Source organism: Buttiauxella brennerae ATCC 51605 (assembly GCF_001654925.1).
GTDB lineage: Bacteria > Pseudomonadota > Gammaproteobacteria > Enterobacterales > Enterobacteriaceae > Buttiauxella > Buttiauxella brennerae.
In genome coordinates this window covers 22,344-48,498 of record NZ_LXER01000024.1, presented here as the reverse complement: position 1 = coordinate 48,498, position 26,155 = coordinate 22,344, and the positions used below count along the sequence as shown (strand labels likewise).

23 protein-coding genes are annotated in these 26,155 nt (G+C 50.2%); 10 read left to right on the top strand and 13 right to left on the bottom strand.

Going from position 1 to position 26,155, the window contains the following annotated elements; genetic code table 11:
• Positions 1-18: 18 nt before the first annotated feature.
• From M975_RS14915 to M975_RS14895, 5 genes are all read right to left on the bottom strand, one after another.
• Entirely contained in the window at positions 19-1,149 is a 1,131-nt protein-coding gene (locus M975_RS14915; RefSeq protein ID WP_064560720.1) for an oligogalacturonate lyase family protein, read from the bottom strand.
• A gap of 83 nt (positions 1,150-1,232) precedes the next feature.
• Positions 1,233-2,522 (bottom strand): ABC transporter substrate-binding protein, encoded by a 1,290-nt coding sequence (locus tag M975_RS14910; protein ID WP_064560718.1) that lies wholly within the window; start codon positions 2,520-2,522, stop codon positions 1,233-1,235.
• A 15-nt stretch (positions 2,523-2,537) separates the two neighbouring features.
• Positions 2,538-3,665 (bottom strand): ABC transporter ATP-binding protein, encoded by a 1,128-nt coding sequence (locus tag M975_RS14905; RefSeq protein WP_064560715.1) that lies wholly within the window; start codon positions 3,663-3,665, stop codon positions 2,538-2,540.
• Between the two features lie 13 nt (positions 3,666-3,678).
• On the bottom strand, positions 3,679-4,593 hold the full coding sequence (locus M975_RS14900) for a carbohydrate ABC transporter permease (protein WP_064560712.1): 915 nt from the start codon (positions 4,591-4,593) through the stop codon (positions 3,679-3,681).
• The gene (locus tag M975_RS14895; protein ID WP_064560709.1) at positions 4,586-5,476 is read right to left on the bottom strand and encodes a carbohydrate ABC transporter permease; all 891 of its coding nucleotides are present in this window, start codon (positions 5,474-5,476) and stop codon (positions 4,586-4,588) included. The genes M975_RS14900 and M975_RS14895 overlap by 8 nt, the downstream gene beginning before the upstream one ends.
• Positions 5,477-6,165: 689 nt before the next feature.
• Between M975_RS14895 and wzz(fepE) the strand changes: the two genes are divergently transcribed.
• On the top strand, positions 6,166-7,281 hold the full coding sequence (wzz(fepE), locus tag M975_RS14890; RefSeq protein ID WP_064560707.1) for an LPS O-antigen length regulator Wzz(fepE): 1,116 nt from the start codon (positions 6,166-6,168) through the stop codon (positions 7,279-7,281).
• A gap of 58 nt (positions 7,282-7,339) precedes the next feature.
• On the opposite strand, the gene M975_RS14885 is transcribed toward wzz(fepE), so the two are convergent.
• The gene (locus M975_RS14885) at positions 7,340-7,663 is read right to left on the bottom strand and encodes a cupin domain-containing protein (RefSeq protein WP_064560704.1); all 324 of its coding nucleotides are present in this window, start codon (positions 7,661-7,663) and stop codon (positions 7,340-7,342) included.
• 164 nt (positions 7,664-7,827) lie between these two features.
• On the opposite strand from M975_RS14885, the gene M975_RS14880 reads away from it, so the two are divergent.
• Both M975_RS14880 and M975_RS14875 read left to right on the top strand, forming a co-directional pair.
• Positions 7,828-8,523 (top strand): aspartate/glutamate racemase, encoded by a 696-nt coding sequence (locus M975_RS14880; RefSeq protein ID WP_064560701.1) that lies wholly within the window; start codon positions 7,828-7,830, stop codon positions 8,521-8,523.
• 205 nt (positions 8,524-8,728) lie between these two features.
• Complete coding sequence (locus tag M975_RS14875) at positions 8,729-9,895, top strand: MFS transporter (protein ID WP_064560698.1); 1,167 nt, start codon at positions 8,729-8,731, stop codon at positions 9,893-9,895.
• A gap of 1 nt (position 9,896) precedes the next feature.
• On the opposite strand, the gene M975_RS14870 is transcribed toward M975_RS14875, so the two are convergent.
• On the bottom strand, positions 9,897-10,820 hold the full coding sequence (locus tag M975_RS14870; RefSeq protein WP_064560695.1) for a LysR family transcriptional regulator: 924 nt from the start codon (positions 10,818-10,820) through the stop codon (positions 9,897-9,899).
• 187 nt (positions 10,821-11,007) lie between these two features.
• Here M975_RS14870 and lysA point away from each other — a divergent pair, with 187 nt between their 5' ends.
• Positions 11,008-12,270 carry a diaminopimelate decarboxylase gene (lysA, locus tag M975_RS14865; protein ID WP_064560692.1) on the top strand — a complete coding sequence of 421 codons (1,263 nt, stop codon included), beginning with the start codon at positions 11,008-11,010 and terminating at the stop codon, positions 12,268-12,270.
• A 1-nt stretch (position 12,271) separates the two neighbouring features.
• Here lysA and M975_RS14860 read toward each other — a convergent pair whose 3' ends face one another.
• Positions 12,272-13,285, bottom strand: coding sequence for a LacI family DNA-binding transcriptional regulator (locus M975_RS14860; RefSeq protein ID WP_064560690.1), 1,014 nt, complete (start codon positions 13,283-13,285; stop codon positions 12,272-12,274).
• 303 nt (positions 13,286-13,588) lie between these two features.
• Here M975_RS14860 and M975_RS14855 point away from each other — a divergent pair, with 303 nt between their 5' ends.
• The 4 genes from M975_RS14855 to M975_RS14840 all read left to right on the top strand — a co-directional run bounded on the left by M975_RS14855 (position 13,589) and on the right by M975_RS14840 (position 17,669).
• A complete protein-coding gene (locus tag M975_RS14855; RefSeq protein ID WP_064560688.1) occupies positions 13,589-14,926 on the top strand; it encodes a PTS sugar transporter subunit IIC in 1,338 nt (445 codons plus the stop codon).
• A 7-nt stretch (positions 14,927-14,933) separates the two neighbouring features.
• Positions 14,934-16,361 carry a glycoside hydrolase family 1 protein gene (locus tag M975_RS14850; protein WP_064560685.1) on the top strand — a complete coding sequence of 476 codons (1,428 nt, stop codon included), beginning with the start codon at positions 14,934-14,936 and terminating at the stop codon, positions 16,359-16,361.
• An 88-nt stretch (positions 16,362-16,449) separates the two neighbouring features.
• Positions 16,450-17,223: a GntR family transcriptional regulator gene (locus M975_RS14845; RefSeq protein ID WP_064560742.1), complete on the top strand. Its 774-nt coding sequence runs from the start codon at positions 16,450-16,452 to the stop codon at positions 17,221-17,223.
• Positions 17,220-17,669: a GNAT family N-acetyltransferase gene (locus M975_RS14840; RefSeq protein WP_064560682.1), complete on the top strand. Its 450-nt coding sequence runs from the start codon at positions 17,220-17,222 to the stop codon at positions 17,667-17,669. The genes M975_RS14845 and M975_RS14840 overlap by 4 nt, the downstream gene beginning before the upstream one ends.
• Positions 17,670-17,672: 3 nt before the next feature.
• On the opposite strand, the gene galR is transcribed toward M975_RS14840, so the two are convergent.
• Complete coding sequence (gene galR, locus M975_RS14835; protein ID WP_064560679.1) at positions 17,673-18,680, bottom strand: HTH-type transcriptional regulator GalR; 1,008 nt, start codon at positions 18,678-18,680, stop codon at positions 17,673-17,675.
• Positions 18,681-19,371: 691 nt separating this feature from the next.
• On the opposite strand from galR, the gene aas reads away from it, so the two are divergent.
• Together aas and lplT are read left to right on the top strand one after the other, a co-directional pair.
• The gene (gene aas, locus M975_RS14830) at positions 19,372-21,531 is read left to right on the top strand and encodes a bifunctional acyl-ACP--phospholipid O-acyltransferase/long-chain-fatty-acid--ACP ligase (protein ID WP_064560675.1); all 2,160 of its coding nucleotides are present in this window, start codon (positions 19,372-19,374) and stop codon (positions 21,529-21,531) included.
• Entirely contained in the window at positions 21,524-22,720 is a 1,197-nt protein-coding gene (lplT, locus tag M975_RS14825) for a lysophospholipid transporter LplT (RefSeq protein ID WP_064560672.1), read from the top strand. Before aas ends, lplT begins: the two co-directional genes overlap by 8 nt.
• Before the next feature lie 36 nt (positions 22,721-22,756).
• Here the strand turns inward: lplT and M975_RS14820 are convergent, their stop codons facing one another.
• From M975_RS14820 to mutH, 4 genes are all read right to left on the bottom strand, one after another.
• Positions 22,757-23,797, bottom strand: a complete 1,041-nt coding sequence (locus M975_RS14820) for an NADP(H)-dependent aldo-keto reductase (protein ID WP_064560669.1) — start codon at positions 23,795-23,797, stop codon at positions 22,757-22,759.
• Between the two features lie 394 nt (positions 23,798-24,191).
• Complete coding sequence (locus M975_RS14815) at positions 24,192-24,410, bottom strand: YgdI/YgdR family lipoprotein (protein ID WP_064543789.1); 219 nt, start codon at positions 24,408-24,410, stop codon at positions 24,192-24,194.
• A 125-nt stretch (positions 24,411-24,535) separates the two neighbouring features.
• Positions 24,536-25,249, bottom strand: a complete 714-nt coding sequence (locus tag M975_RS14810; protein ID WP_064560666.1) for a TerC family protein — start codon at positions 25,247-25,249, stop codon at positions 24,536-24,538.
• A gap of 74 nt (positions 25,250-25,323) precedes the next feature.
• Positions 25,324-26,010: a DNA mismatch repair endonuclease MutH gene (gene mutH / locus M975_RS14805; RefSeq protein ID WP_064560663.1), complete on the bottom strand. Its 687-nt coding sequence runs from the start codon at positions 26,008-26,010 to the stop codon at positions 25,324-25,326.
• Between the last annotated feature and the right edge of the window lie 145 nt (positions 26,011-26,155).

The window sequence follows — 26,155 nt, the reverse complement described above, 5'->3', positions numbered from 1 at the left end:
CAGGAGGTTTTTTTGTATCTACACCCTCGCTAAATACAACGCGGGCATTCCTTCTTCGTCAGATGTGTAAAGCACCCATTGGTTATCCGGGCTAAAGGAAGGATGCGGATGCGTCACCTGGCGGTCACCATCCAGCACTTTCCAGGAAGTATTGTGTTGGCAAACAGCTTTCTGCGTCCCTTTTTTAAGATCAAACACCCAGATGAAGGGATCGTTGAGATCGATATTCCCCGTTTTGTGCGGTGCGCCATCACCAACAACCAGCGAGCCGTCGTGGTTGCTCATCAAATGTGAGCAAGGTGGAATGGTTCGCAGTTGGCGATTCTCAAGCGTTTGTGGATCGGCGCTGCATAAATAGCGGTGAGCATCACCTTCTTTATGGGCGACGTAGTAAAGTGCGGAGCCATCTGGCACCCAGAATTCATGTGTAAAACTTTCACCTTCGCTATGCTGGCGAACGTTACGCACATGACTGCCATCCTGGTTTATCAACCACATACGCGCATCGATTGCATCACGCGGCCCTTCATGACAAAACGCGATGGTATTGTCGTCGAACGGGCGGTAGATCGGGTGACCTAACCAGCGTTTTTCTTGCAAGATGGTTTGCTGTTTGCCAGTGTGCAAATCAACACGGATCAGCCGGCACTCCGGGTTTGTGAAGTAGAAATCACGGAATTTTTGCCAGTCAGTGAGCGGTGACCAGTCACTCTTTTTGATTTCAATCCCCACCAGTTGGCTGCAATCGGAATTCGCCACCCAGGTGCCATAAGCCACCCATTCATCATCGACTTCATAAACCACGTATTCTTCGAGTGAATCCAGATCAACACGGCGCAACTCGCGGGTATTTTTCACATACCACAGCGAACGATCATCAGCAGATAAAAAGCCGCCGAAAGTATTGTCGCCTTCACCTTCGGTGAGTTGTGTTGCAATTTGTTTTTCTAAATCGAGTGAATAGTAATTCCAGTGTCCTTCGAACGCGCCGCCGAAAATCAGCCGCTGCCCATCCTGACTAAAACATTTTTGATAGAAATAATTACGGTGGCAAATGATGTGTGGTGGGGTCAGACGTAAAACTTCAGTCCCGGTTTCCTTGTCGCGTCGGGCGCGGAAGGAAAGTTGGATTTTCTTACCTTTAGCCATAACGAATTTCCTTATTTGTTTAAAAAAATACCCCGCCTCGCAAGCGGGGCAGGGTATCTATCTGCAAATATCAGGCTGATTAATTAGCGCATTGCGCGTTTCAGAATACGGTTACCCTGGCGTTCAAACTCAGCAGCCGTTTCTTCTACAGTTTTCTGGCCATAGTCGATGTACTGCAAAGATGTACCGAACAGGGAAACAATCTGTGGATCGTCAAAATACGGCGATGTAGACAGTTTGTTTGGCAGAGATTGCGCCAGTTTCAGGCCGGCAACCGCTGGATCGTTATCTTTGATCACGCCATCAGCAGTCAGCTGTGTCACAGCTGCTTTGCTCAACGGAACTCCACGCTCAAGGCCCAGAGCTTCCACGCCCGCTTTTTCGTTCAGCAAGAAGTTAATCAGCATGGCTGCTTCTTTCGGATGCTTGGTCGTTTTGCTGATTGAGAACATCTGTGCTGGTTTAAAGAACATACCGGCATCAGTGGCACCTGGCAGCATCGGGTAAGAACCCAGTTCGAGTTTCGCTGGTGGCTTTAGGTTGTCGGAATACTTGTTAATGGTGGAGTTCCACATATAAGTACCGGCCCATTCGCCCTCAATCCACGGTTTCATCTCGTACATATTGCTCTTACCAAATGACGCATAGTATTTGGTGTCAGGCATTACGTGGCTGTCGATAAGCTTTTTGTACATACCAAAGAACTCAACCCACTGTTCTTTGGAGTAGCCGAATTGCTTTTTCGCGGTATCGATTTCAGGAATATTGTATTTCTGCACCATATAAGAGCGCAGCAAAGACAGCGTATCCTGGTGCTCTAACACCACCGGGAAATACTGTTTGCCCAGTTTGCTTTCAAACGTTTTACCCGCCGCCATCAACTCATCCCAGGTTTTCGGGTATTCAACACCCGCTTTTTTCCAGGTTTCATCGTTGAAATAGAACACACGAGCAGTCACGGAGATTGGAATGCCGTTCAGCTTGCCGTCAACGGTGGTGGTTTGCAGCTCTTTCGGGTCAAACTGAGTCAGATCCAGCTCACCTTTCACGGTGTTCAAATCGTAGAAGCCCGTGCCGGTTTTGGAGAAAATTGGCAGCCAGTTCCAGTTAGTCTGCATCACGTCAGGCTCTGTACCGCCCGCAATCTGTGTAGTCAGACGTGAAAGGTGGCCGTCCCAACCGGTGTATTCAGACTTCACCTTAATGTTTGGGTGTTCTTTCTGGAACTCTTCAACTGCTTTCAACGTAACCTGATGGCGTCCGTTGCCGCCCCACCAGGACATACGTAACTCAACATCATCTGCCGCGAACGCCGAGCCGGCAGCCATTCCTAAGGTAGAGGCAATCAGGGTACTTAATAGCACTTTTTTCATTATCATAGACTCCTGTCAGAGAGAGATGTTTTGTTCTGTTTTTGCGTCGAAAATATGACATTTTTCCATGTCAAACTTGAAATACACCTTACGGTGAAGGCCTTTCTCAATCATTGGCTTAGCTTCATCGGAAGGGATGCGGCAGGTCATTTCAAAATCAGCTACTTTCAGGTAGATGAAGAATTCGTGGCCCATATTCTCTACACGCACCATTTCACCGCTGGAATGGCTTTCAGCGAACGGTTCATCAGAGATTGAAATAAACTCAGGACGGATACCGAAGAAGATGTCCTGATTCTTGTACTCCGCGCAGCGCTTCTGCTGGCGCTCGTTCAGCGCCAGGGTGTCATTCCCCACGCTAATTTGCAGACGACCATCTTTCTCGATCAGCTTGCTCGGGCGAATGTTCATTTCTGGGGCACCGATAAAGCCTGCCACGAACATATTTTTCGGGAAGTGATAGAGGTTATCTGGTGTGTCTACCTGCATGATGTGGCCCAGTTTCATCACGCAGATACGGTCGCCCATGGTCATCGCTTCGGTCTGATCGTGCGTCACATAAACGGTGGTCGCAGGCTTGCCGCTTTTCTTCAGTTGCTTATGCAGGTCGGAGATACGAATACGCATCGACGCACGCAGCTTGGCATCAAGGTTGGATAACGGTTCGTCAAACAAGAACACATCGGGTTTTTTCACAATCGCACGGCCAACGGCCACACGCTGTGCCTGGCCGCCTGATAACTGGCGCGGTAGGCGGTCCATCAGCTCATCGAGCTCAAGAATTTTGGCCGCTTCATTCACCTGGGACTCGATTTGCTGTTTTGGCAGTTTGCTGAGTTTCAGGCCAAAGGCCAGGTTTTCACGCACGGTCATGTGTGGATACAGTGCATAGTTCTGGAACACCATCGCGATACCGCGAGATTTAGGTGCCAGGTTGTTCACCACACGGTCGCCGATTCGGACTTCACCGCCGCTGATCGTTTCCAGACCCGCCAGCATACGCAAGGTGGTTGATTTCGCGCAGCCAGATGGGCCGACGATAACCATAAATTCACCGTCTTCAATTTTCAGGTCGATACCATGAACCGCCTGGAAGCCGTTGGAGTAAACTTTTTGCAATTTGTTGAAAATAACTTCAGCCATGATATTCCCTCACTTAACCTTTAATTCCGCTGCTGGTCACGCCTTGTACGAAGTAGCGTTGAGCCAGGAAGAAGATGATGATCGATGGCAGAATGGAGATGCTCGCCATTGCCAGAATTTCGTTCCATGGAGCGCCTTCAGTCACGTCGATAGACATTTTGAGCGCCAGTGCAATTGGGTATTTGTCTACGCTGTACACATAAATCAGCGGCCCGATAAAGTCGTTCATTGACCACATGAACTGGAACAGGGCGACAGAGATAATGGCCGGTTTCAGAATCGGCACTACCACATACCAGAGCACCTGGAAGGAGTTACAGCCATCAATCTGTGCGGCTTCTTCCATATCGCGTGGAACGCCACGCAAGAACTGGATCAACATGAAGACAAAGAACCCCTGGGTTGCGAATGCCATTGGCAGCCACAGTGGCAGGTAGCTATTCAACATGCCCATTTCACGGAACATCAGGTATTGCGGGATTAACAGTACGGTGCTTGGCAGCAACATAGTGGTAATCAACGTCGCGAACCAAAACTTCTTGAACGGGATTTCGAAACGGGCAAAGCCGTAAGCGACAATCGTTGAAGAGATAATGGTTAGCAGTACTTTTGGAATCACATACTGCATTGTGTTCCACATGTAGTGGCCAAAGGTGTACTCCGTACCCGTTTTCCAGCCGTTAACGAAGCCGTCGCTGGTTGGGTTTGACGGCCACAGACCGAGTGTTGTGAAGATCTCATGGTTCGGTTTAAACGCCGCAGAGAACATCCACACCAACGGGTAGAGCATCAACAGACCGACAATAATCAGCACCACATAACGGATGGTGCGGCTGATTTTTTCACGGCGCAACGTACGCGCGATCTCTTCTTCTGCCAGGTCCGTTGCACTTTTAGCCGCTAGCTGGCTTGGTTGGATATCAGCCATTTTTGCCTCCCTTATCTGCGGAGTAGAACACCCAGTATTTCGATGACTTAAAGGCGATGGAGGCAAAGACCGCCACGACCAGGAACAGTACCCACGCCAGTGCCGCGCCATAACCCATATCGAAGTATTTGAAGGCGGTGTCGTAGATGTAGAGCGAGAACAAGTAGGTGTAGTGAGTCGGGCCGCCGCCGGTAATGATGTACGGTGCGGTAAACTCCTGGAACGCCTGCGTGGTCTGCATGATGAAGTTGAAGAAGATAACCGGCGTAATCAAAGGCACAGTCACTTTCATGAACATCTGCCATTTAGACGCGCCGTCGATCATTGCCGCTTCATACTGTGATTGAGGAACGTTTTGCAAAGCAGCAAGGAAGATGACCATCGCTGAGCCGAACTGCCATACACGCAAAAGCGTAACGGACATCAGCGCCAGAGACGGCTCACCCAGCCAGTTCACCGGGTCGAGGCCAAACACACCAATAAAGCTGTTCAGCAGGCCGTCGATGGCAAACAGTGCACGCCACAAAACGGCAATCGCAACGGAGCTACCCAGAATAGATGGGATGTAATATGCCGTACGGAAGAAACCGATGCCGCGTAATTTAAAGTTCAGAACAAATGCGATACCGAGTGCGAAAGCGAGTTTTAACGGAATGGTTAAAAACACATACGCAAAAGTGACGCCCATGGATTTCCAGAAGAGCGAATCTTCGGTCAACATGTAGCGATAGTTCTCAATACCGGTGAATACCGGTGGGTTCATCAGATCGTACTCAGTAAAACTGAGGAAGAAAGATGAAACAAACGGGAAGGCAGTAAAGACCAACAACCCTATTATGTAGGGTGAAATCCATGCCAATCCCAGCATTTTGTTTTCATTCATACATACCTACCTGGCGATCAATGGTTTAAAAATTGTTTTTGAAAAATCGTTCTCGAAACTCATTGCCTCATCCCTGTATTCAAGCGGATGGGTCGCAAAGCTGGGGGCTTACTCGGCATATTCATTCCCTGATAATCGATTGATAATTAAATAATTAGAACACCGTTACCTGTTTGCAATTTGCATGGCTTTGCAGATTTCAGAAACATAAGAACTGTGGTTTCTGATTTGTAAAACAGCGTTTTAAATAATCTTATTACGATTTGTAACTGAGTCATTCGATTCATGACGGAAATGTGATCAAAGTCGAAACGCTGTTTCGATTATGTGAATCAGGCGAGGTTTTGAGCTGCGCAGATAATTAGGTGGGAAATTGGCTAATTTTAAAACTGCAAGAGTTGGGGGTTGTTTTTCAGACAGGTCTTAGGAATAATGAAGTTTCATTTAAGCATTTTACGTTTAGTTACAGAGTTAAGGTGTTGTTATCAGTGCGTTACCCTATGGCATGAATTTGATTCAAAAATGCTTTTTTGAGATCGATAGTGCTATGTACAAGATAAAAACATGTAACCTTTCTGATGGTTTAAAACTATTCAGCTTCTCATTACTGTGCGTTAGCGCTGTCTTCACTTTCCGACACAGGGAAGTAAAGCGAGTCTTTTTCTTGATAAATAAAAAACCGGCCAGTTATGTCTTCTATAGAAATGAAACCTAATCGTTTAGAAAATACGTCTCCTTATCCGCTTATGCCACCACGCCATGAAGAGATCGACTTACTGAGCTTAATCTCTACGCTTTACGCGGCCAAAAAACAGATCATCACGATTACGCTTCTGTTTGCATTGTGCGGTTTGGCAGCCAGTTTCCTGTTACCACAAAAATGGACCAGTGAAGCAGTTGTTACGCCTCCTGAAAATACCAATCTTACTGAGTTACGCCGTGCGATGGTGAATTTGACGGTGCTTGGCGTGGAAACCAATCTTGATGCCGGTCGTCTCTATAATCTATTTTTAAAGAAATTTGACTCGCAGGAGCTGCGTGAGAAATTCCTTGCTCAATCTCCGTATGTACAGACGCTGCTGAAAAATCCGAGTGTGGATAAGAGTGAGTTGTATCGTGCAATCGTCGGTGTGTCGGACAAATTCAAAGCGGCGGACAACAGTAATGCTAAAAAAGGCGAGAATCAGCCTTACACCTCGTGGACTTTGAGTTTTACCGCGCCAGATGCAGATGATGCTCAGCAAGTACTGAGAAACTACATTGATTTTATTAGTGCGGAAGTGAATAAAGACGTGCTTGCGAATGTGAAAAATGCGGTGGAACTCAAAGTCGCATTTGAAAAAAATAAGCTGGGGCTCGACCGCGTTAATCTTGAAAACCAACACAATGTTAACCTGGAGCGCCTGGGCTACTCATTAAAAGTCGCCAATGCTGCGGGTTTGAAAGCGCCGGTATACAGTAATGGGCAGGCAGTAAAAGACGATCCTGATTACTCTGTTTCTCTGGGGGCTAACGGTTTAGCTGAGAAATTGAAGATTGAGGAGTCAATTAAAGATGTTGCTCAGTTGAATGCAGGCATACAAAATCGCGATCACGCGCTGAGTCAATTAGAAGCCATTAACCTTGGCGATGTTAATTTCACGCCGTATCAATTCCAGATGCAGCCTTCATATCCACTGAAAAAAGATGGTCCGGGCAAAGCACTGATTGTTGTGCTCGCGGCATTAGTTGGTTTGATTGTCGCGGCGGGTTTGGTTTTGGTTCGTGGGGCAATGGCATCACGTATGCAGATTGAAGAAATGTAATTTCACATTTCGCTTCACAAAAACGGCTCCTCTGGCAGGAGCCGTTTTTGTTTGTACGCTACTTCAGAAAATCTTCACGTATTGGGGTAAAGGTATCAAGAAGCGTACCCGCTGCCAGGCATACACAACCGTGCATTACGTGCGGCTCTTTATACAGTGTGTCGCCCGCAGTAACGCGATGCGTTTCTTCGCCGATGGTGAATTCAAACTCGCCAGACAGCACATAAGTTAATTGCTCATGCGGATGGTTGTGCATTGGGCCGATTGCACCCTTCTCAAAATTAACCTGCACCGCCATCATTTTACCGCCGTGCGCCAGAATACGGCGGCTCACGCCAGCACCTAAATCTTCCAGTTTGGTATCTTTAATATAAGTGAACATTCGCGATCCTTTTATATGTGAAACAATGTTTCATTTAATTAATCGTATCCTGAAAACTTGGTTTGCGGTAGTTCACGCCAGCGTTTTGTAAGGAAGATCACGCTTTCCTGCCGGGTAATCTCTCTGATATAACCAATGCAATAAAAGCCAACAGGTGAAAAGTCATGAAAACAATGGGTTTGCTGGGCGGAATGAGCTGGGAGTCGACAATTCCTTATTATCGTTTGATCAATGAAGGGGTTAAGGAACGTTTAGGCGGCCTGCACTCGGCAAAGATCGTACTGCATAGCGTTGATTTTCATGAGATTGAAGCCTGCCAGTCAAAGGGCGAGTGGGATCTGGCGGGGGACATGCTGGCACAGGCAGCGCTTGGGCTACAGAAAGCCGGGGCGGAAGGTATCGTGTTATGCACTAACACCATGCACAAAGTGGCTCATCATATTGAATCGCGCTGTGAATTGCCGTTTTTACATATTGCTGATGCAACCGGGCGTGCCATTGCTGCTCAGGGCGCGAAGAAAGTCGCGCTGCTTGGCACCCGTTACACCATGGAGCAAGATTTCTACCGTGGACGTCTAAGTACACAATTCGGTATTGAATCGCTGATCCCTAACGAGCCACAGCGTTTGCATATCAACCAGATTATCTTCGAAGAACTTTGCCTCGGGAAAATCACTGCGCAATCGAAGCAGTATTATCAGCAAGTAATTGAAGAGTTGCAGGGGCAGGGCGCAGAGGGCGTGATTTTTGGTTGTACTGAAATTGGGTTGTTGCTTAACCAGCAAGATTGCTCGCTGCCCGTGTTCGATACCGCTGCGATTCACGCAGCCGATGCGGTGAATTTCATGCTGGCTGAGTAATATTTTTTTATTTCGTATTTCAAATGGTTAATCGGCAAAAAAGAGTATCCTTAGCGTACGCCGGGTCACCCCCGGCGTTTTTTGTGTTATTAATTTGTTAAGCAGCGCACAGTTTTTCAAACAAGCTGCACCTCTTACATCCTCGCAATCTGGCGGCAGAGCTCACTCTCCCGCCTTTTGTTATGTCTAAAACCGGGAGTTTTCCATGCCTGTTTCCTTACTCGCGCTGGCGATGAGTGCGTTTGCCATCGGCACGACGGAGTTCGTTATTATGGGCCTTCTGCCCGATGTGGCTGGGGACCTGACAATCTCCATTCCCACTGCGGGCTGGCTGATTAGCGGCTACGCGCTGGGGGTTGCGATAGGTGCACCGATCATGGCGTTACTGACAGCTCGCCTGCCGCGCAAACTGTCACTGATATTGCTAATGGTGATTTTTATCGTCGGCAATATCTTGTGTGCGTTAGCGCTTAATTACCAATTCCTGATGCTGGCGCGCGTTATTACCGCGCTGTGCCACGGAGCCTTCTTTGGGATTGGCGCGGTTGTGGCGGCAAGCCTTGTGGCACCGAACCGGAAAGCATCTGCAGTGGCACTGATGTTTACTGGCCTGACGTTAGCCAATGTGTTGGGCGTGCCGATTGGTACCTGGTTTGGTCAGTTATACGGCTGGCGTTCGACATTCTGGGGCGTTGCGGTTATCGGCGTGGTCGCCTTTATTGCGCTGATTGTCAGCCTTCCATCGCAGAAAGAAGAAACGCCAACTGACCTAAAACGTGAAGTCAGCGCGCTGGCCAATGGGAAGCTGTGGCTCTCTCTGGCGATGACGGTCTTTTTTGCCGCCGCGATGTTCACCTTATTTAGCTACATTGCCCCAATGTTGTTACAGGTGACGGGCGTGACGCATCAGGGCGTAAGCTGGACTCTGTTCCTGATTGGTGCGGGTTTAACGGTGGGGAATATTCTTGGTGGACGTCTGGCTGACTGGAAAGTTTCTTTTAGCCTGATACTGAGTTTTAGCCTGATTGCTATCTTCTCGCTGCTATTTCGCTGGACTAGTCACGGTATGTGGCTTGCGGAGATCACCTTATTCCTGTGGGCAATGGCGGCTTTTGCTACGGTCCCTGCACTGCAAATTAACGTTGTGCTGCACGGTAAAGATGCGCCAAATCTGGTTTCTACGCTGAATATCGCGGCCTTTAACGTTGGTAACGCATTAGGAGCTTGGGTGGGCGGCACCGTGATTGCGCGTGGCTTTGGCCTGACTGCGGTTCCCGTTGCCGCGGCAGGGCTTGCGGCTATCGGGCTTATCCTTTGCCTGATTAACTTTAGCGCCGGCACCGGCCACAGCCAGCCGGTGGCCGAGCATTAATTCAGGCGTCGAGCAGCTGATTCAGCGGCTCGATGTATATCTGCATACTGCTTTGCAGGTGTTCGCTGAAAGCCGTGACTAACGCGGAAGCAGGGCGGTGAAGTGGGCGAATCAGGCTCACGGTAAATGGCACCGCCACGCTGAAACGGCGGGCAACGACGCCACTTGAAGCGTAATCCAGAGCGGTCAATGGATTGACCACCGACACGCCAACACCTGCCCGTACCATCGCACACACCGATGCCGCACTGTGCGTTTCCATCACCATTCGCCGCTTAACGTCATGCTCCTGAAATAGCGAGTCCAGGAGCTGGCGATAACTGTCGGTACGCGACAGGCTAATGTAATTCTCTCCGGCAAAATCTTGCGGTGTCAGTACCTTTTTATCAGCAAGGCGATGCCCGGCAGGCAACACACACACTTCGTTGAGCGTCAGCAATGTCTGGCGGTCGGTTCCGGCAGGCGTTACGGTGTTTTCGGTTAGCCCTAAATCGTGGCGTTGCGCGGATAGCCACTCCTCCAGCAACGGTGATTCCTGCGGCACAATATTCAGGCTCAGTTCCGGGTAGCGTGCCAGAAACGGCTGCACTAAAACCGGCAGGAATGATTGTGAGAATACCGGCAGGCAGGCAATCGACAGCTCTCCCTGGCGGAATTCGCGCAGGCTGTCTGCGGCACTCAGTATTCTGTCCAGCCCATACCAGGATCGTTGTACTTCCTCAAATAACCGCAGCCCCTGAACGGTAGGGTGCAGGCGCCCACGGCTGCGTTCGAATAATTGCAGGCCAATTAATTTCTCAAGTCTTGCCAGTTCGCGACTGACTGTCGGCTGCGAAGTGTGTAATAACCCAGCGGCCTCGGTGAGGTTTCCGGCAGTCATCACAGCATGGAATATTTCGATGTGGCGTAGGGTTATTGAGGGCATGTTTTGGCCTTTCTGTTTTGGGTATACGAGTCACGCCCTCACCCTAACGCTCTCCCTTTGGAAGAGGGCTGGGGTGAGGGTCGGTTTATCCATATCAGTTTTGCATAGACTTAAGAGAAAACGATATTTTTTCTTCATCTCGCGCTGTGGCGTAATACAAAAAAATGAATTGCTGCCGGAGCCAACCATGCCACGCCCACTGAATAACACCGACACTGCTTTGAATGCGCAGAACTTGCTGGCGCTACCTGCTGAATTTGGCTGCCCGGTCTGGGTCTACGACGCGGAGATTATCCGCCAGCAAATCAGCCAACTGCGCCAGTTTGATGTGATCCGCTTTGCACAAAAAGCCTGCTCCAACATTCATATTTTGCGCCTGATGCGTGAGCAGGGTGTGAAGGTGGATTCCGTTTCTCAGGGCGAAATTGAGCGTGCGCTGGCTGCGGGTTATAAGCCGCTAGAAAATCACGACGATATTGTTTTTACCGCCGACATGATTGACCAGCCGACGCTGCAACTGGTGGCTGAGCAGCAAATTCCGGTGAACGCGGGTTCTGTCGACATGCTGCAACAGCTTGGTGAGGTGTCACCAGGCCATCGCGTCTGGTTACGTGTCAACCCAGGCTTCGGCCACGGCCACAGCCAGAAAACCAATACCGGTGGCGAAAACAGTAAACATGGCATCTGGCACGCAGATTTACCGCAGGCGCTGGACGTTATTCAACGCTACAAACTGCGTTTAGTGGGCATCCATATGCACATCGGTTCGGGTGTTGATTACGGCCACCTCGAGCGAGTGTGTGGTGCGATGGTGCAGCAGGTCATTGATTTTGGACAGGATTTGGAAGCTATTTCCGCAGGCGGTGGTTTGTCTATTCCGTATCGTGAAGGTGAAGAAACTATCGACACCAGCCACTATTACGGCTTGTGGAATGCCGCCCGTGAAAAAATTGCCCGGCGTTTGGGCCACCCGGTAAAACTGGAGATTGAACCAGGCCGTTTCCTGGTGGCGGAATCCGGTGTGCTGGTGGCTCAGGTACGTTCTGTGAAAAACATGGGATCGCGCCACTTTGTGTTGATCGACGCCGGGTTTAACGACCTGATGCGTCCGTCAATGTACGGCAGTTATCACCATATTTCTGCTCTGGCGGGCGATGGGCGTGAGCTGAGTGCACAGCCGTTGGTAGAAACTGTGGTCGCCGGGCCGCTTTGCGAATCGGGTGATGTGTTTACCCAGCAAGAAGGTGGCAAAGTGGAAACCCGCGCACTGCCGCCGGTTCAGGTCGGTGATTATCTGGTGCTGCACGATACCGGCGCGTATGGCGCGTCGATGTCGTCCAACTACAACAGCCGCCCGTTGTTACCAGAAGTGCTGTTCGATAACGGACAGGCACGACTGATTCGCCGCCGCCAGACTATTCAGGAGCTGTTAGCTTTAGAGCTGTTTTGACTTACGAAAGACTAAACGGCCCCGGAGCGACTGAATCACGTAATACCAGTTCACCAACAAACGGTGGGATCGCTTTAAGCGACTCGCCGTTTGCCAGTTTTATTGCCTGGTCGATTGCCGTAGTAATCATGCTTTCAATAGGCAAAGAGACACTGGATAAAGCAGGCTCCAGCCACTGTGCGCTTGGCGCGTCATCAAAGCCGAATAGCGAAATATCCTGCGGAATACGCACTCCGGCTTGATGCAGCGCTTTGGACGCACCCAGCGCCATATCATCGTTACAGGCAAACAGTGCGGTAAACGGCACACGGCTTGCCAGCAATTCCTGGCACAGTTGATGACCGAGCGCCATGCTTGAATCGCCGTACTTAACTTTATCTTCGCTAAAAGCAATGCCATGTTTTTGCAGCGCTTTTCGATAACCCATCAGGCGTGCCTGGCCGGTAGGGGTCGAGATTGGCACTGTGATACAGGCAATATCGCGATGCCCCTGCTGAATCAAATAGTCGGTTGCTTTAAATGCGGCATCTTGCTGCTCAAAGAATACGCAGCGATCGCGAGCCTGACTGACGTCGCGGTTAATCACGACCAGCGGCACTTTGATGCTATTCATCAGCGAGAGTAATGTGCGCTCGTTCATAAAGCGGGTGTAAAGCACGATCGCATCGCAATGGCGGTCTACCAGCATTTGTACGGCTTCGAGCTCTTTTTGCGGGGTATCGTGCCCGTCAGTCACAATCAGCTGTTTTCCCCATGCTTCTGTCTGCCGGGAAGCCTGCTGTAACAGGCGACCAAAGTAGAACCCGTCGAAAGTTGAAACCACTAACCCCACGCTATTACTGCTTCGATTCGCAAGCGATCGCGCCAAAAAGTTAGGCCGATAGCCTAACTCTTCCATGGCGTGAAAAACCTGTTCGCGAGTGCTCTCTTTGACTTGACCAATCCCGTTAAGCACACGTGATACCGTGGCTTTGGAAACGCCTGCGCGCAGTGCGACATCCAGCATTGTTACCATCATTCATTCCTGATTTAGAGCTTGCTGCGTGGTCGCATAATTTCGCTAGTTTATCACGCTGTGGTGATGAAACATGGCGCTAGCAGCAATTGTCGTGCCGGATCACGCTTTTGAATGATTCAGGCAATTTATATTTATTTGGTATACCAAAATAAGAAAATTGGTTGATATTGGGATTCCAATATAACGATGTGGGACATTTGTCACGGAAATGTTGAGCAGTTGATTCTATTTTTGGCATACCAAAACGTTCGTTAAACATCACCCTACATAATAAAAAACGACAACACTGAGGTATACCCTATGGCTTTGCAGGAAAAGTTAATCGACTCTCTGGGAAGTTTCGCCACTAAATTCAATAGCTACCGCTATATTATGGCGATCAAAGCTTCCTTTATTACCCTGATGCCGGTGATCATCGTTGGGGCGTTTTCGGTCCTGATTTCGAACATGGTACTGGACCCGAAGAACGGTCTTGCCAGCTTCTCCGCTCTGTCATTCCTGGCACAGCTTAAGCCGATTACCGCGGCCATTAACTATGCCACGCTTAACTTTTTGAACATTGGCGCGGTGTTCCTGATTGGTATCGAACTGGGCAGGATCAACGGTATCAAAAATCTGTTTCCGGGCTTGTTGGCGGTGATCTGCTTTATCTGTGTGACGCCGACGACAATCGAGATGATGGTCGACGGGCAAATGCACATGGTTAAAGATATTCTCGCACGCCAGTTCTCTGATACCCGCAGCCTGTTCCTCGGCATGTTTATCGCTATTTTGTCGGTCGAAATTTACTGCTGGCTGGAAAAGCGCGAAGGGCTGAAGATCAAAATGCCTGATACCGTTCCGCCAAACGTTTCGGCCTCTTTCTCAGCACTCATCCCCTCCATCATTACCGTCACGGCTATCGCGACCTTTGGTTTTATCTTCCATCAGACTACCGGCATGTTTTTGTATGATGCGGTGTATCAGGTAGTGCAGCAACCGCTCGAAAAAGTGGTGCAAAGCCTGCCGGGTATTTTGTTGCTGATGTTTGTCGCGCAGCTTTTCTGGGTTATCGGGATCCACGGTAACCAGATGATCAAGCCTATCCGCGAACCGCTGCTGCTGGGGGCGATAACCGTCAACATGAGTGCGTTTGAGCAAGGCAAAGAGATCCCCAACATCATCACCATGCCGTTCTGGGATGTGTATATGAGTATTGGCGGGTCTGGTTTAACCATCGGCCTGCTGATTGCGGTCATGATTGCGACGAAGCGCAAAGAGATGAAAGAAATCGCCAAACTCTCTTTCGGCCCTGGCATTTTTAATATTAACGAGCCGGTGATTTTTGGTATGCCGATTATGCTCAACCCTATTCTGGCGATTCCTTTCATTATTACCCCGCTGGTGACAGGCACCATTGGCTACTTCGCAACCGCCATGGGCTTTGCCGGTAAAGCCGTGGTGATGGTGCCGTGGACCACGCCGCCACTGATCAACGCCTGGCTTTCCACCGCCGGTTCGATGGGGGCGGTGGTGACCCAACTTGGCTGCATTCTGGTTTCCATTCTGATTTACCTGCCGTTTGTGAAAATTGCCTCTCGCCGTGCTGAACAAGCGCAGTTACAGGCCGAACGGCAACAACTTGCCAAAAGCGTGTGAGGAAGGCATGAGCAACGTAAAAATCACTATCCCAAAAGATTTCATACTCGGTGCTGCGGCATCGGCCTGGCAAACCGAAGGCTGGAGCGGTAAGAAAGAAGGGCAGGACTCCTGGCTGGACGCCTGGTACAAAAATGACAGACATGTCTGGCACGAAGGCTACGGCCCGTCGGTCGCCACAGATTTTATTAATCGTTACCGCGAAGATGTGGCGTTAATGAAACAGGCGGGTTTGACGCATTATCGCACCTCAATCAACTGGTCGCGCTTTTTCACTGACTATGAAAATGGCGTGGTTGATGAGGAGTATGCGCAGTACTACGACAATCTTTTCGATGAAATGCGCAGCACCGGCATAGAGCCGATGATCTGCCTCGAGCATTACGAACTTCCTGCGACGTTATTTGAAACTTACGGCGGCTGGGCCTCGAAGAAAGTGGTCGAGCTCTTTGTGTTGTATGCGGAAAAAGTCTTTGCCCGTTATGCCCACAAAGTGAATCGTTGGTTCACTTTTAATGAGCCGATTGTGGTGCAAACCCGCGTTTATCTTGATGCGCTGCGCTGGCCGTATGAGCAAAATACCCATAAATGGATGCAGTGGAATCACCACAAAAACCTCGCGACAGCGAAAGTCGTCAAACTGTTCCGTGAGAAAGGTTACAGCGGGAGCGTGGGCTGCATTCTCAATCCGGAAGTCACTTACGCACGTTCGAGCGCGCCCCATGACCAGCAAGCCGCGCAGATTTACGACCTGTTCTACAACCGCGTGTTTTTAGACCCTATGGTGCAGGGTGAATATCCGCCGCAGCTAATTGAGCTGCTGGCAAAGCATGATGTGCAGTGGGATTACACGGAAGAAGAACTGGTGATTATTCGCGAAAATACAGTTGATGAGCTGGGCATCAACTTGTACTACCCGCACCGAGTTAAAGCGCCGTCGCGCGCCTGGAACCCGCAAACACCATTCCACCCGGCATTTTATTATGAGCCGTTTGAATTACCTGGCCGGCGAATGAACAAGTCGCGGGGTTGGGAAATCTACCCGCGCATTGTTTATGACATGGCGATGCGTATTAAAACCGAATATCGCAATATTCCGTGGTTTGTCGCGGAGAGCGGAATGGGTACCGAAAATGAAGCGCAGTTCCGCAATGCCGACGGTGTGATTGAAGATGATTATCGCATTGCGTTTATCAGCGAGCATTTGTACCAGACGCTGCGTGCCCGTGAAGATGGTGCTAACTGCCAGGGCTACATGTTGTGGGCGTTTACCGACAACGTGTCGCCGATGAACGCATTCAAAAACCGTTACGGTTTGATTGAAATTAACCTGCAAAAAAACCGTGAGCGACGAGCGAAAAAATCAGCACATTGGTATCGGGCATTGGGTGAAACTCGCACCTTACAGCTCAATATTGACGATGAATGGAAATAATCATTCAGCGGATTAATTTGATAAGCTAACGGGTATTAATCAGCGGTAGAACACTGTGCCGCTGAGAATCAACAATGCGGGTGATATCGTGGACAAGGTAGTGCTTTCGCCAGAAAAAAAACAATACCAGGAAATTGGTGAGGATCTGCGCGCGCAAATAATGCAGGGGTTGTATCCGGTCGGTTCTCGTTTACCGCCTGAACGTAATATTGCCGAGACTTACGGTGTAAGCCGCACCATTGTTCGTGAAGCATTGCTGATGCTTGAACTGCAAGGCACGGTCGATATTCGCCAGGGGTCGGGTGTTTATGTCACTCGCGTTCCCGCAGAAAATGAAGCGGAAGAAGAAGCGTTTTTCAGTAGCGATATTGGCCCGTTTGAAATGCTTCAGGCGCGCCAGTTGCTGGAAAGCAACATTGCAGCCTTCGCTGCCAAAATGGCGACCAAAGCGGATATCGACAACCTCAAACGTATTCTTGAACAAGAACAGCGCGCGATTGCGATTAACGACCTGAGCCAGGATAACTGCAAAATGTTTCATCTGGTGCTGGCGGGTGCCTCGCAAAACCAGATGCTACTGTCGACGGTTGAGAGCATCTGGCGTCATCTTGATAGCAGCCCGATGTGGCAGCAACTGCGGGCGCACATTGACACGCGCAGCTATCGCCTGAAATGGCTGGGTGACTTACAAACAATCCTGGCCGCCCTTCGCCGCCGGGACGTGATGGGGTCTTGGCAGGCAATGTGGCAGCATCTTGAGAACGTCAAAAACAGTCTGCTTGAACAGTCTGATTCTGACGCCCCCGATTTTGATGGTTATTTGTTCGAGTCCGTTCCTATCTTCCAGGGAAAACTGATGTGAAAATTGAGCCACTTTACGTCGTGCCACAACATGAACAGCAAGTCACCGACTGGCTGTGGCAGGCGTTTGGCACTCCCAATAGCCGGGACTTTTTCGCCTCGATTGTGGCAACCAGCCAACGAGAAGGGGAGATGCCGCTGACTTTTGTCGCCGTAGAGGGGGCGAAATTAGTGGGGACAGTCGGGTTGTGGCGCTGCGATTTAATTAGCCGCCAGGATCTCTTTCCGTGGCTGGCCGCGTTATATATCGATGAAAAGCAGCGTGGTCGTGGGTTAGGGGCAAAGTTGCAACAACACGTTATTGAACACGCCCGCGAACTCGGTTACCCACAGCTTCATCTCTATTCGGCCTGCAAAGATTACTATGAGCGATTTGGCTGGCAGTATATCGGCGATGGGCTGGATTATCCGAACAAGCCCGTTCACCTATACCGTTTTACGCTTTAAAACTTACTCGCCCGCATAAGCGATGACCGAGTGGCGGCGCACCAGTGTCGGGCTAAACATATGCGTGATTTCGGGTAGCTCACGTTTTTCAGCCAGCGCTAAAGCCAGTTCTGCGGCCTGTTCTGCCATAGTGATGATTGGGTAACGAACCGTTGTCAGGCGCGGGCGAACGTAACGCGAGATAAGCACATCATCAAAGCCAATCAGTGAAATCTCTTTCGGGACATCAATTCCATTATCGTTCAACACGCCCATCGCACCCGCTGCCATAGAATCGTTATAACAGGCCACGGCGCTGAAATGTTTCCCTCGCCCTAATAACTCAGTCATGGCCTGTTCGCCGCCGCTTTCGTCAGGTTCGCCGTAAGTCACTAACCGATCGTTAACCGACAAACCGTGCTCGGTCAGTGCGTCGTAATAACCCTGCAAACGATCGTCGGCATCGGAGATCTGGTGGTTGGAACACAGATAGCCAATTTTGGTGTGGCCTTGTTGGATCAGGTGGCGTGTCGCAAGCCATGCGCCGTAGCGGTCGTCGAGTGCTACGCAGCGCTGCTCAAACCCCGGCAGAATGCGGTTAATAACCACCATGCCTGGCATTTGTTTCATCAGGGAAATCAATTCGCTATCGGGGATTTTTTTTGCGTGGACAACCAGTGCTGCACAGCGGTGGCGAATAAGTTGTTCAATCGCCTGGCGTTCTTTTTGTTCATTGTGATAACCGTTACCAATCAACAAAAAGTTGCCTGTGCGGTAGGCGACCTGCTCGACGGCTTTAACCATCGCGCCAAAGAACGGGTCGGAAACATCCCCGACTATCAGGCCAATTGTCTCAGTGGTTTGCTGAGCTAAAGCGCGTGCATTGGCGTTGGGATGGTAATTCAGTTCTTCCATCGCACTGGTTACTGCCAGGCGGGAAGCTTCGCTGGCTTTCGGAGAATCATTAATGACTCGAGATACCGTGGCGACAGAAACGCCTGCCAGTTTTGCTACATCCTTAATTGTCGCCATCGAGAGTATTCCTGAGTGGGTAAGCGTTTACACAGGTTTAAGTGTTACGGAAAAGCCGCACTACTTCAAGGGTGCAACTGTAGGTGCTGTCGCAAACTTACCTAAAATGAAGCCAATATTAGTGTAAACGTTACATTTCCCGGCTGCTGAAATTCAAGCGCAGCGGCAACGGGAAGCATGTTCTGGATTTTTAAAGATTTCAGGCTAAATCTTTGCTTACAGTTTGCATTGCGCTGTTGCTATTTCGCCGTGGCGAAAAGCCACCAGCCACTGCTACATTTGTAGTCCCAGAGGTATTGATAGGTGATGTCAGCATCTAATGCTGATCACATGAATTACACCAACCTGCGCGGATGCGCAGGTTTTTTTTGCCCAAAATTCGCCTGCCTGTAACAAGACGCAATGTTTTAAACACCTGGTTGCACTTTCCGCTAACTCTCTTGCTTTTTCTCACTGGTGACACTGACCAGACTGCGCCACAATTCAGATCCCAGAGGTATTGATTGGTGAGAATTCTAGTTACGTTGTTAAGTACAATTCTTTTGCACCAACCTGCGCAGATGCGCAGGTTTTTTTTGCCTTTTTTTCATACCCCGCACACATCCAAACTATCGCTCCTTTGAAGTTACTCATGTAATCTGCCACGACTACACTTAAGTGCTTGCGTCGATTAATGACAAAGGGAGTTGCTATGCTATTTGGTTTTTTCCGAACGCTGTTTCGTATTCTGTTCAGAGTACGTCTGTATGGCGATCAACAGGTTCTCTCCCAGTCACGTGTCTTGATTGTCCCTAATCACGTTTCCTTTATTGACGGTATTTTACTGGCATTGTTTTTACCGGGGCGCCCGGTATTTGCGGTGTACTCCTCTATTAGCCAGCAGTGGTATATGCGCTGGCTGAAATCGATGATTGATTTTGTGCCGCTTGACCCGACAAAGCCGATGTCGATTAAGCATCTGGTCCGCCTGGTTGAACAGGGCCGCCCGGTGGTTATCTTCCCGGAAGGGCGCATCTCGGTTACTGGCTCATTGATGAAAATCTATGAAGGCGCCGGGTTTGTTGCCGCGAAAGCGAATGCGACGGTTATCCCCATTCGGATTGATGGGGCTGAGTTATCGTTCTTTAGCCGCCTGAAAGGTTTGGTCAAGCGCCGCTTATTCCCGCGCATTAGCCTGCACATTCTGCCACCCACTTCCGTTGCGATGCCTGATGCGCCGCGTGCCCGCGACCGCCGCAAAATGGCCGGGGAGATGCTGCACCAGATAATGATGGAAGCACGTATGGCGGTGCGCCCTCGTGAGACATTGTTCGAAGCGTTGCTTTCTGCGCAGTACCGCTATGGTGACCGTAAAAACTGTATCGAAGACATTAATTTCAAACCTGATACTTATCGTAGCCTGCTGACTAAAACGCTGTTTGTTGGGCGCATCCTGAATAAATACAGTGCGCCGGGCGAAACTATCGGTTTGATGTTGCCGAACGCGGCAATTACCGCGGCGGTCATTTTTGGTGCTTCATCGCGTGGGCGAATCCCCGCAATGATGAACTACACCGCAGGTGTGAAAGGGTTGACCAGCGCGATTACGGCGGCTCAACTCAAAACGATTTTCACCTCGCGCCAGTTCCTCGACAAAGGCAAGTTATGGCACTTGCCGGAGCAACTTACGCAGGTGCGCTGGGTATTCCTGGAAGATCTTAAAGCCGATGTCACGCTCAGCGACAAACTGTGGATATTTGGCCATCTATTCGTGCCGCATCTCGCACAGGTCAAACAGCAGCCAGAAGATGCCGCGATGGTGCTGTTCACTTCTGGTTCGGAAGGGAACCCAAAAGGTGTGGTGCATAGCCATAAAAGCCTGCTGGCTAACGTTGAGCAAATTCGCACTATTGCCGATTTCACCGCCAATGACCGCTTTATGTCGGCATTGCCGCTGTTTCACTCGTTTGGTCTGACGGTCGGTTTGTTCACGCCCCTGCTGACCGGTGCGGAAGTGTTCCTTTACCCAAGCCCGCTGCATTATCGCATCGTGCCGGAACTGGTTTATGACCGTAACTGCACCGTGTTATTTGGCACCTCTACTTTCCTTGGCAACTATGCTCGTTTTGCCAATCCGTATGATTTCTTCCGCTTGCGTTATGTGGTGGCGGGGGCCGAAAAACTTCAGGAAAGCACCAAACAGATTTGGCAGGACAAATTTGGCCTGCGGATTCTCGAAGGATACGGCGTGACCGAGTGTGCGCCAGTGGTTTCCATCAACGTCCCAATGGCGGCGAAAGTGGGCACGGTTGGGCGCATTCTCCCGGCGATGGATGCCCGGCTGATGGCGGTTCCGGGTATTGAAGAAGGTGGGCGGCTGCAACTGAAAGGGCCAAACATCATGAAAGGCTATCTTCGCGTCGAAAACCCTGGCGTGCTTGAAGCGCCGAGTGCTGAAAATGCGCTGGGTGAAGTGGAGCAAGGCTGGTATGACACCGGTGATATTGTCAGCTTTGACGAACAGGGTTTTTGCGTGATCCAAGGGCGAGCCAAACGCTTTGCCAAAATTGCCGGTGAAATGGTTTCGCTGGAAATGGTCGAGCAACTGGCGCTCGGCGTTTCCCCGGAGAAAATGCACGCAACGGTTATCAAAACTGATGCGGCAAAAGGTGAAGCACTGGTGATGTTCACTACCGATAACGAACTGAGCCGTGAAAAATTGCTGCAATATGCTCGCGCAAATGGCGTGCCTGAGCTGGCTGTGCCGCGTGATATCCGCTTTATGAAACAGTTGCCTGTTCTGGGTAGCGGTAAACCTGATTTTGTCAGCCTGAAAGCGCAGGTAGACCAACCGGAGACAGAGAATGCATGACAATGCCGTGAACAATACCTCCATTTGGTCCAGAGGTATGATGGCCGTAACCTGCGCACAGTTTTTATCAGCGTTTGGAGATAATGCGCTGCTCTTTGCCACACTTGCGGTACTGAAACAGCAGTTCTACCCCGACTGGAGCCAGCCTGTTTTACAGATGGTTTTTGTTGGCGCGTACATTCTGTTTGCTCCGTTTGTCGGCCAGGTCGCTGACAGCTTTGCCAAGGGCCGGGTGATGATGTTTGCTAACGGTCTTAAGCTGATGGGTGCTGCGGTGATCTGCTTTGGCTTCAACCCGTTTATCGGTTATACGCTGGTGGGTGTGGGGGCTGCGGCTTACTCACCGGCAAAATATGGCATTCTCGGCGAGTTAACGACTGGCGACCGCCTGGTGAAGGCCAATGGGTTGATGGAATCCTCAACGATTGCCGCAATTCTGCTGGGGTCGATGGCGGGTGGTGTGCTGGCCGACTGGCATATTGTGGCGGCGCTGAGTGTCTGCGTTCTGGTGTATGCGGGGGCGGTAGTTGCCAACATCTTTATACCTAAACTTGCCCCAGCCAGGCCTGGTCAATCATGGCGCTTCACGCCAATGACACGCAGTTTCTTCAGTGCCTGCCGTAACTTATGGCACAATGGTGAAACCCGCTTTTCGCTCGTCGGCACCAGCTTGTTCTGGGGGGCTGGTGTGACGCTGCGCTTTTTACTGGTGCTGTGGGTGCCGGTTGCATTGGGGATTACCGATAACGCCACGCCAACGTATCTGAATGCCATGGTCGCGGTAGGGATTGTGGTGGGTGCGGGGGCAGCGGCAAAACTGGTGACGCTGAAAACCGTAGCGCGCTGTATGCCCGCCGGTATTTTGATTGGCGTTGGTGTGTTGTTCTTCGCTATGCAAACCGCGTTGCTGCCGTCTTATATGTTGTTGGTGCTGATTGGTATTCTGGGTGGTTTCTTCGTGGTTCCTCTCAATGCGTTGCTTCAGGAACGTGGGAAACATTCAGTTGGTGCAGGCAATGCGATTGCGGTGCAGAACCTGGGTGAAAATACCGCGATGCTGTTGATGCTGGGGCTTTACTCACTGGCAGTCAAAACAGGTGCACCGATTGTCGGCATCGGCATTGGCTTTGGCGCGGTATTCGCGCTGGCGATTGGCTGGTTGTGGATTTGGCAGATTCGCCAGAAGTAGTTTTTCTCCTCCCCTGATGGGGAGGAGATTTTCATATCACGGTGCCGGGTAGGTATAAACCCGGTTAACCGCTTCCAGCTCAGCAATCACATCTTCGCTCAAATCCAGGTGCAGGCTCTCAAGGTTGGTCTTCAACTGCTCGAGTGTCGTTGCGCCTAACAGCGTGCTGGCAACAAACGGCTGGCGGCGTACAAATGCCAGTGCCATCTGTGCCGGGTCAAGATTATGCCGTTTGGCTACGTCAACATAAGCTGCAACCGCAAGCTGCGTTTGCTCGCCGCTGTAACGTGTAAAACGGCTAAACAGCGTGTTGCGAGCGCTAGCCGGTTTTGCACCGTTCAAATATTTACCCGTCAACGTACCGAACGCCAGGCAAGAATAGGCCAGCAGTTCCACGCCTTCGCGCTGCGTAATTTCCGCCAGGCCTACTTCAAAGCTGCGGTTTACCAGACTGTATGGGTTCTGGATGGTGACAATGCGCGGCAAATCATGCTTTTCAGCCAGTTGCAGGTAGCGCATCACGCCCCATGGTGTTTCATTGGAAACACCGATATAGCGGATTTTCCCTGCACGCTGGAATTCAGTCAGCGCTTCTAAGGTTTCAAGCAGCGTGACTGGCACGGCGTTATCGGTCCACGTGTATCCCAGTTTGCCAAAGCAGTTGGTGGCGCGTTGTGGCCAGTGAACCTGATAGAGATCGATATAGTCGGTTTGCAAGCGCTTCAGGCTGGCATCTAACGCATCGCGAATATTTCTGCGATCGAGCATCTGATTTGGACGAATGCCGGCATCGTTGTTGCGACTTGGACCGCTGACTTTCGTGGCGATAATCAGCTTCTCGCGATTAGCGCGTTGCTTTAACCAGTTGCCAACATAGGTTTCTGTTAACCCTTGTGTCTCAGGGCGCGGAGGTACCGGGTACATTTCTGCGACATCAATCAGGTTAACGCCCTGACTGACTGCGTAATCAAGCTGTTCATGAGCGTCGGCTTCGCTGTTTTGCTCACCAAACGTCATGGTTCCCAGCCCTAGCGTACTTATCTCAAGAGAGCTGTGGGGGATACGGTGATAGTGCATAGCCGCTTTCCTTATTCTTCTGTCTTATCGGTCAGGCAAGCCCCTGACAAAAATGGACTAATACCCAAAATAATTCTCGCTGCATCGCGGCGGCAAGTGAATGAATCCCGATGAGCTTACATAAGTAAGTGATTCGGGTGAATAAACGTAGCCAACAATGATGTAGCTTGAAGTATGACGGGTATAAACATGGCAGAGGGGAGACAAAAGCGGAAGGGGGTAAGTGCAGAAAAAGTGTTACAGGTCAGCGAGGCGCTGATCATCTGATGATCCCCAAAATATTTCAAGCTGCAGGAAGGCGGCAAACGAGAAAATCCCGATGAGCTTACTCTAGTAAGTGATTCGGGTGAGCGAGAGCAGCCAACGCATCTGCAACTTGAAAGATGAAGGGGAATTAGCGTTCAATAATCTGCGAAACATCATCACGGTTAATCTGCATCTCATTGCCTTGCTGATCGCGATAGCTTACCAGACCGGTATCGTCATCGACTTTAGGTTTTCCGTCAGTCAGGATCATACGGCCATCTTTGGTTGCCATCACGTAATCGCTGCTACAACCTGAAACCGCAAATGCCAGACCGACAGCGGAAATTAGAACTGCCCATTTTTTCATTGTTTTTCGCCTCTTGTGGTATGGAATGACATATACATTCTAGTAATAACTCGGCTAACAAGAAAAAGTAAGTAGTAAATTCTTAAAAGAAACAGCGGGGAAGCGCGAAGGCTTCCCCTGGCATGCTAAAGCGGGTTCTTTTTATTGCGGATAAGATTCAGCGTTTCTACTGCGATTGAGAAAAACATCGCAAAGTAGATGTAACCTTTCGGCACATGAATATCGAAGCCTTCCAGAATCAACGTAAAGCCGACCAGCAACAAGAATGAGAGTGCCAGCATTTTCACCGAAGGGTGGCGTTCGACAAAATCACCAATCGATTTTGCAGCAAACATCATCACCATCACCGCAATCACAACCGCTGCCATCATAATAAACAGATGATCGGACAGGCCAACGGCGGTAATGACTGAATCGAGGCTGAAAATGATATCCAGCAGCATAATCTGCACGATTGCGCCAAAGAAGGAGTGAACGTTGGTTTTTATCCCTTCCTCTTCACCTTCAATGGACTCGTGAATCTCTTTGCTCGCTTTCCAGATTAAGAACACGCCACCTAATGTCAAAATGAGATCTCGTGCCGAGAACTCATGGCCCATCACGGAAAACAGCGGGTGAATCAGGTGCGTCATCCAGGCGATAGACGCCAGTAACACCAGACGCATAATCATCGCAGCACCCAGTCCCAGGCGGCGGGCTTTGGCTTGTTGTGCTTTCGGCAGCTTAGCCACGACAAGCGAAAGGAAGATGATATTGTCGATACCCAGAACGATCTCCAGAATCGTCAGGGTGCCTAGCGCCATCCACGCGTTAGGATCGGTAATCCATGCAAACAACATTAAAAAATCCTGCCTGAAAATATAAAACGCCAATTATAAACGCCAGCTTGGATCTGGGTGCAAGTTAAATGAATCTACAACGAGAAATGATTAGCCAGTAAAGCGGCGGTGAAGTTCTTTTTCAGGTAAAAGCCGCGCGGGAGCGTAAGAATGGGCGCGCCATCAGCACCAATTGCATTGGTTAGCGCTTTACTGTTCGCGGCTTTAGGGCGCAATTGCAGCACTTCTCCGTGGCGTGCAGTGATGCGTTCGACCTGGCCGAGCACAATCAAATCCATTAACTCTTCCCAGTCCTGGCGCAACTGCTGCTCTTCCTCTTCGCAAGGAGCCCACAATAAAGGTGTACCAATATGCCGTTCAGCAAGAGGGATTTGCCGTTCCCCTTCAACCGGAACCCACAGCACTCGTTTTAATTTGTGACGTACATGGCTGGTTTCCCAGGTTACACCCGTGTTGCCGGTGAGAGGGGCTACGCAAACGAAAGTGGTTTCCAAAGGGCGGCCAAACCTGTCGACAGGAATGGTTTTCAGCTCAATACCTAACGCGGCGAAATCTTGCTCAGGCTTGCTTCCGGCGCTGGCACCCAGCCATAACTCCAGCAAAACACCGATCCAGCCTTTATCGCGTTTGAGATCCGCCGGGATCGGTAAATTAGCTAACGCCGCCAGTTCTCCCAGCGTATAGCCTGCCAGTTGTAGGGCTTGAGCCAGCAAAATCTGTTCATTTTCTGGAGGGTTAAGTAAAGGGCTAAGTGCTTGCATGGTGCCTTACTGCTGATCGGTTAAAAAGTAAGCGCGGTTTACCCACAACGTAGAAATAGTTTAGCGTGTCGAGGATAAGAATGACAATGCACTGATTTTGCATCATTTTTATCGCCTAAAATTTTCACATCTCAATTGTTCAAAA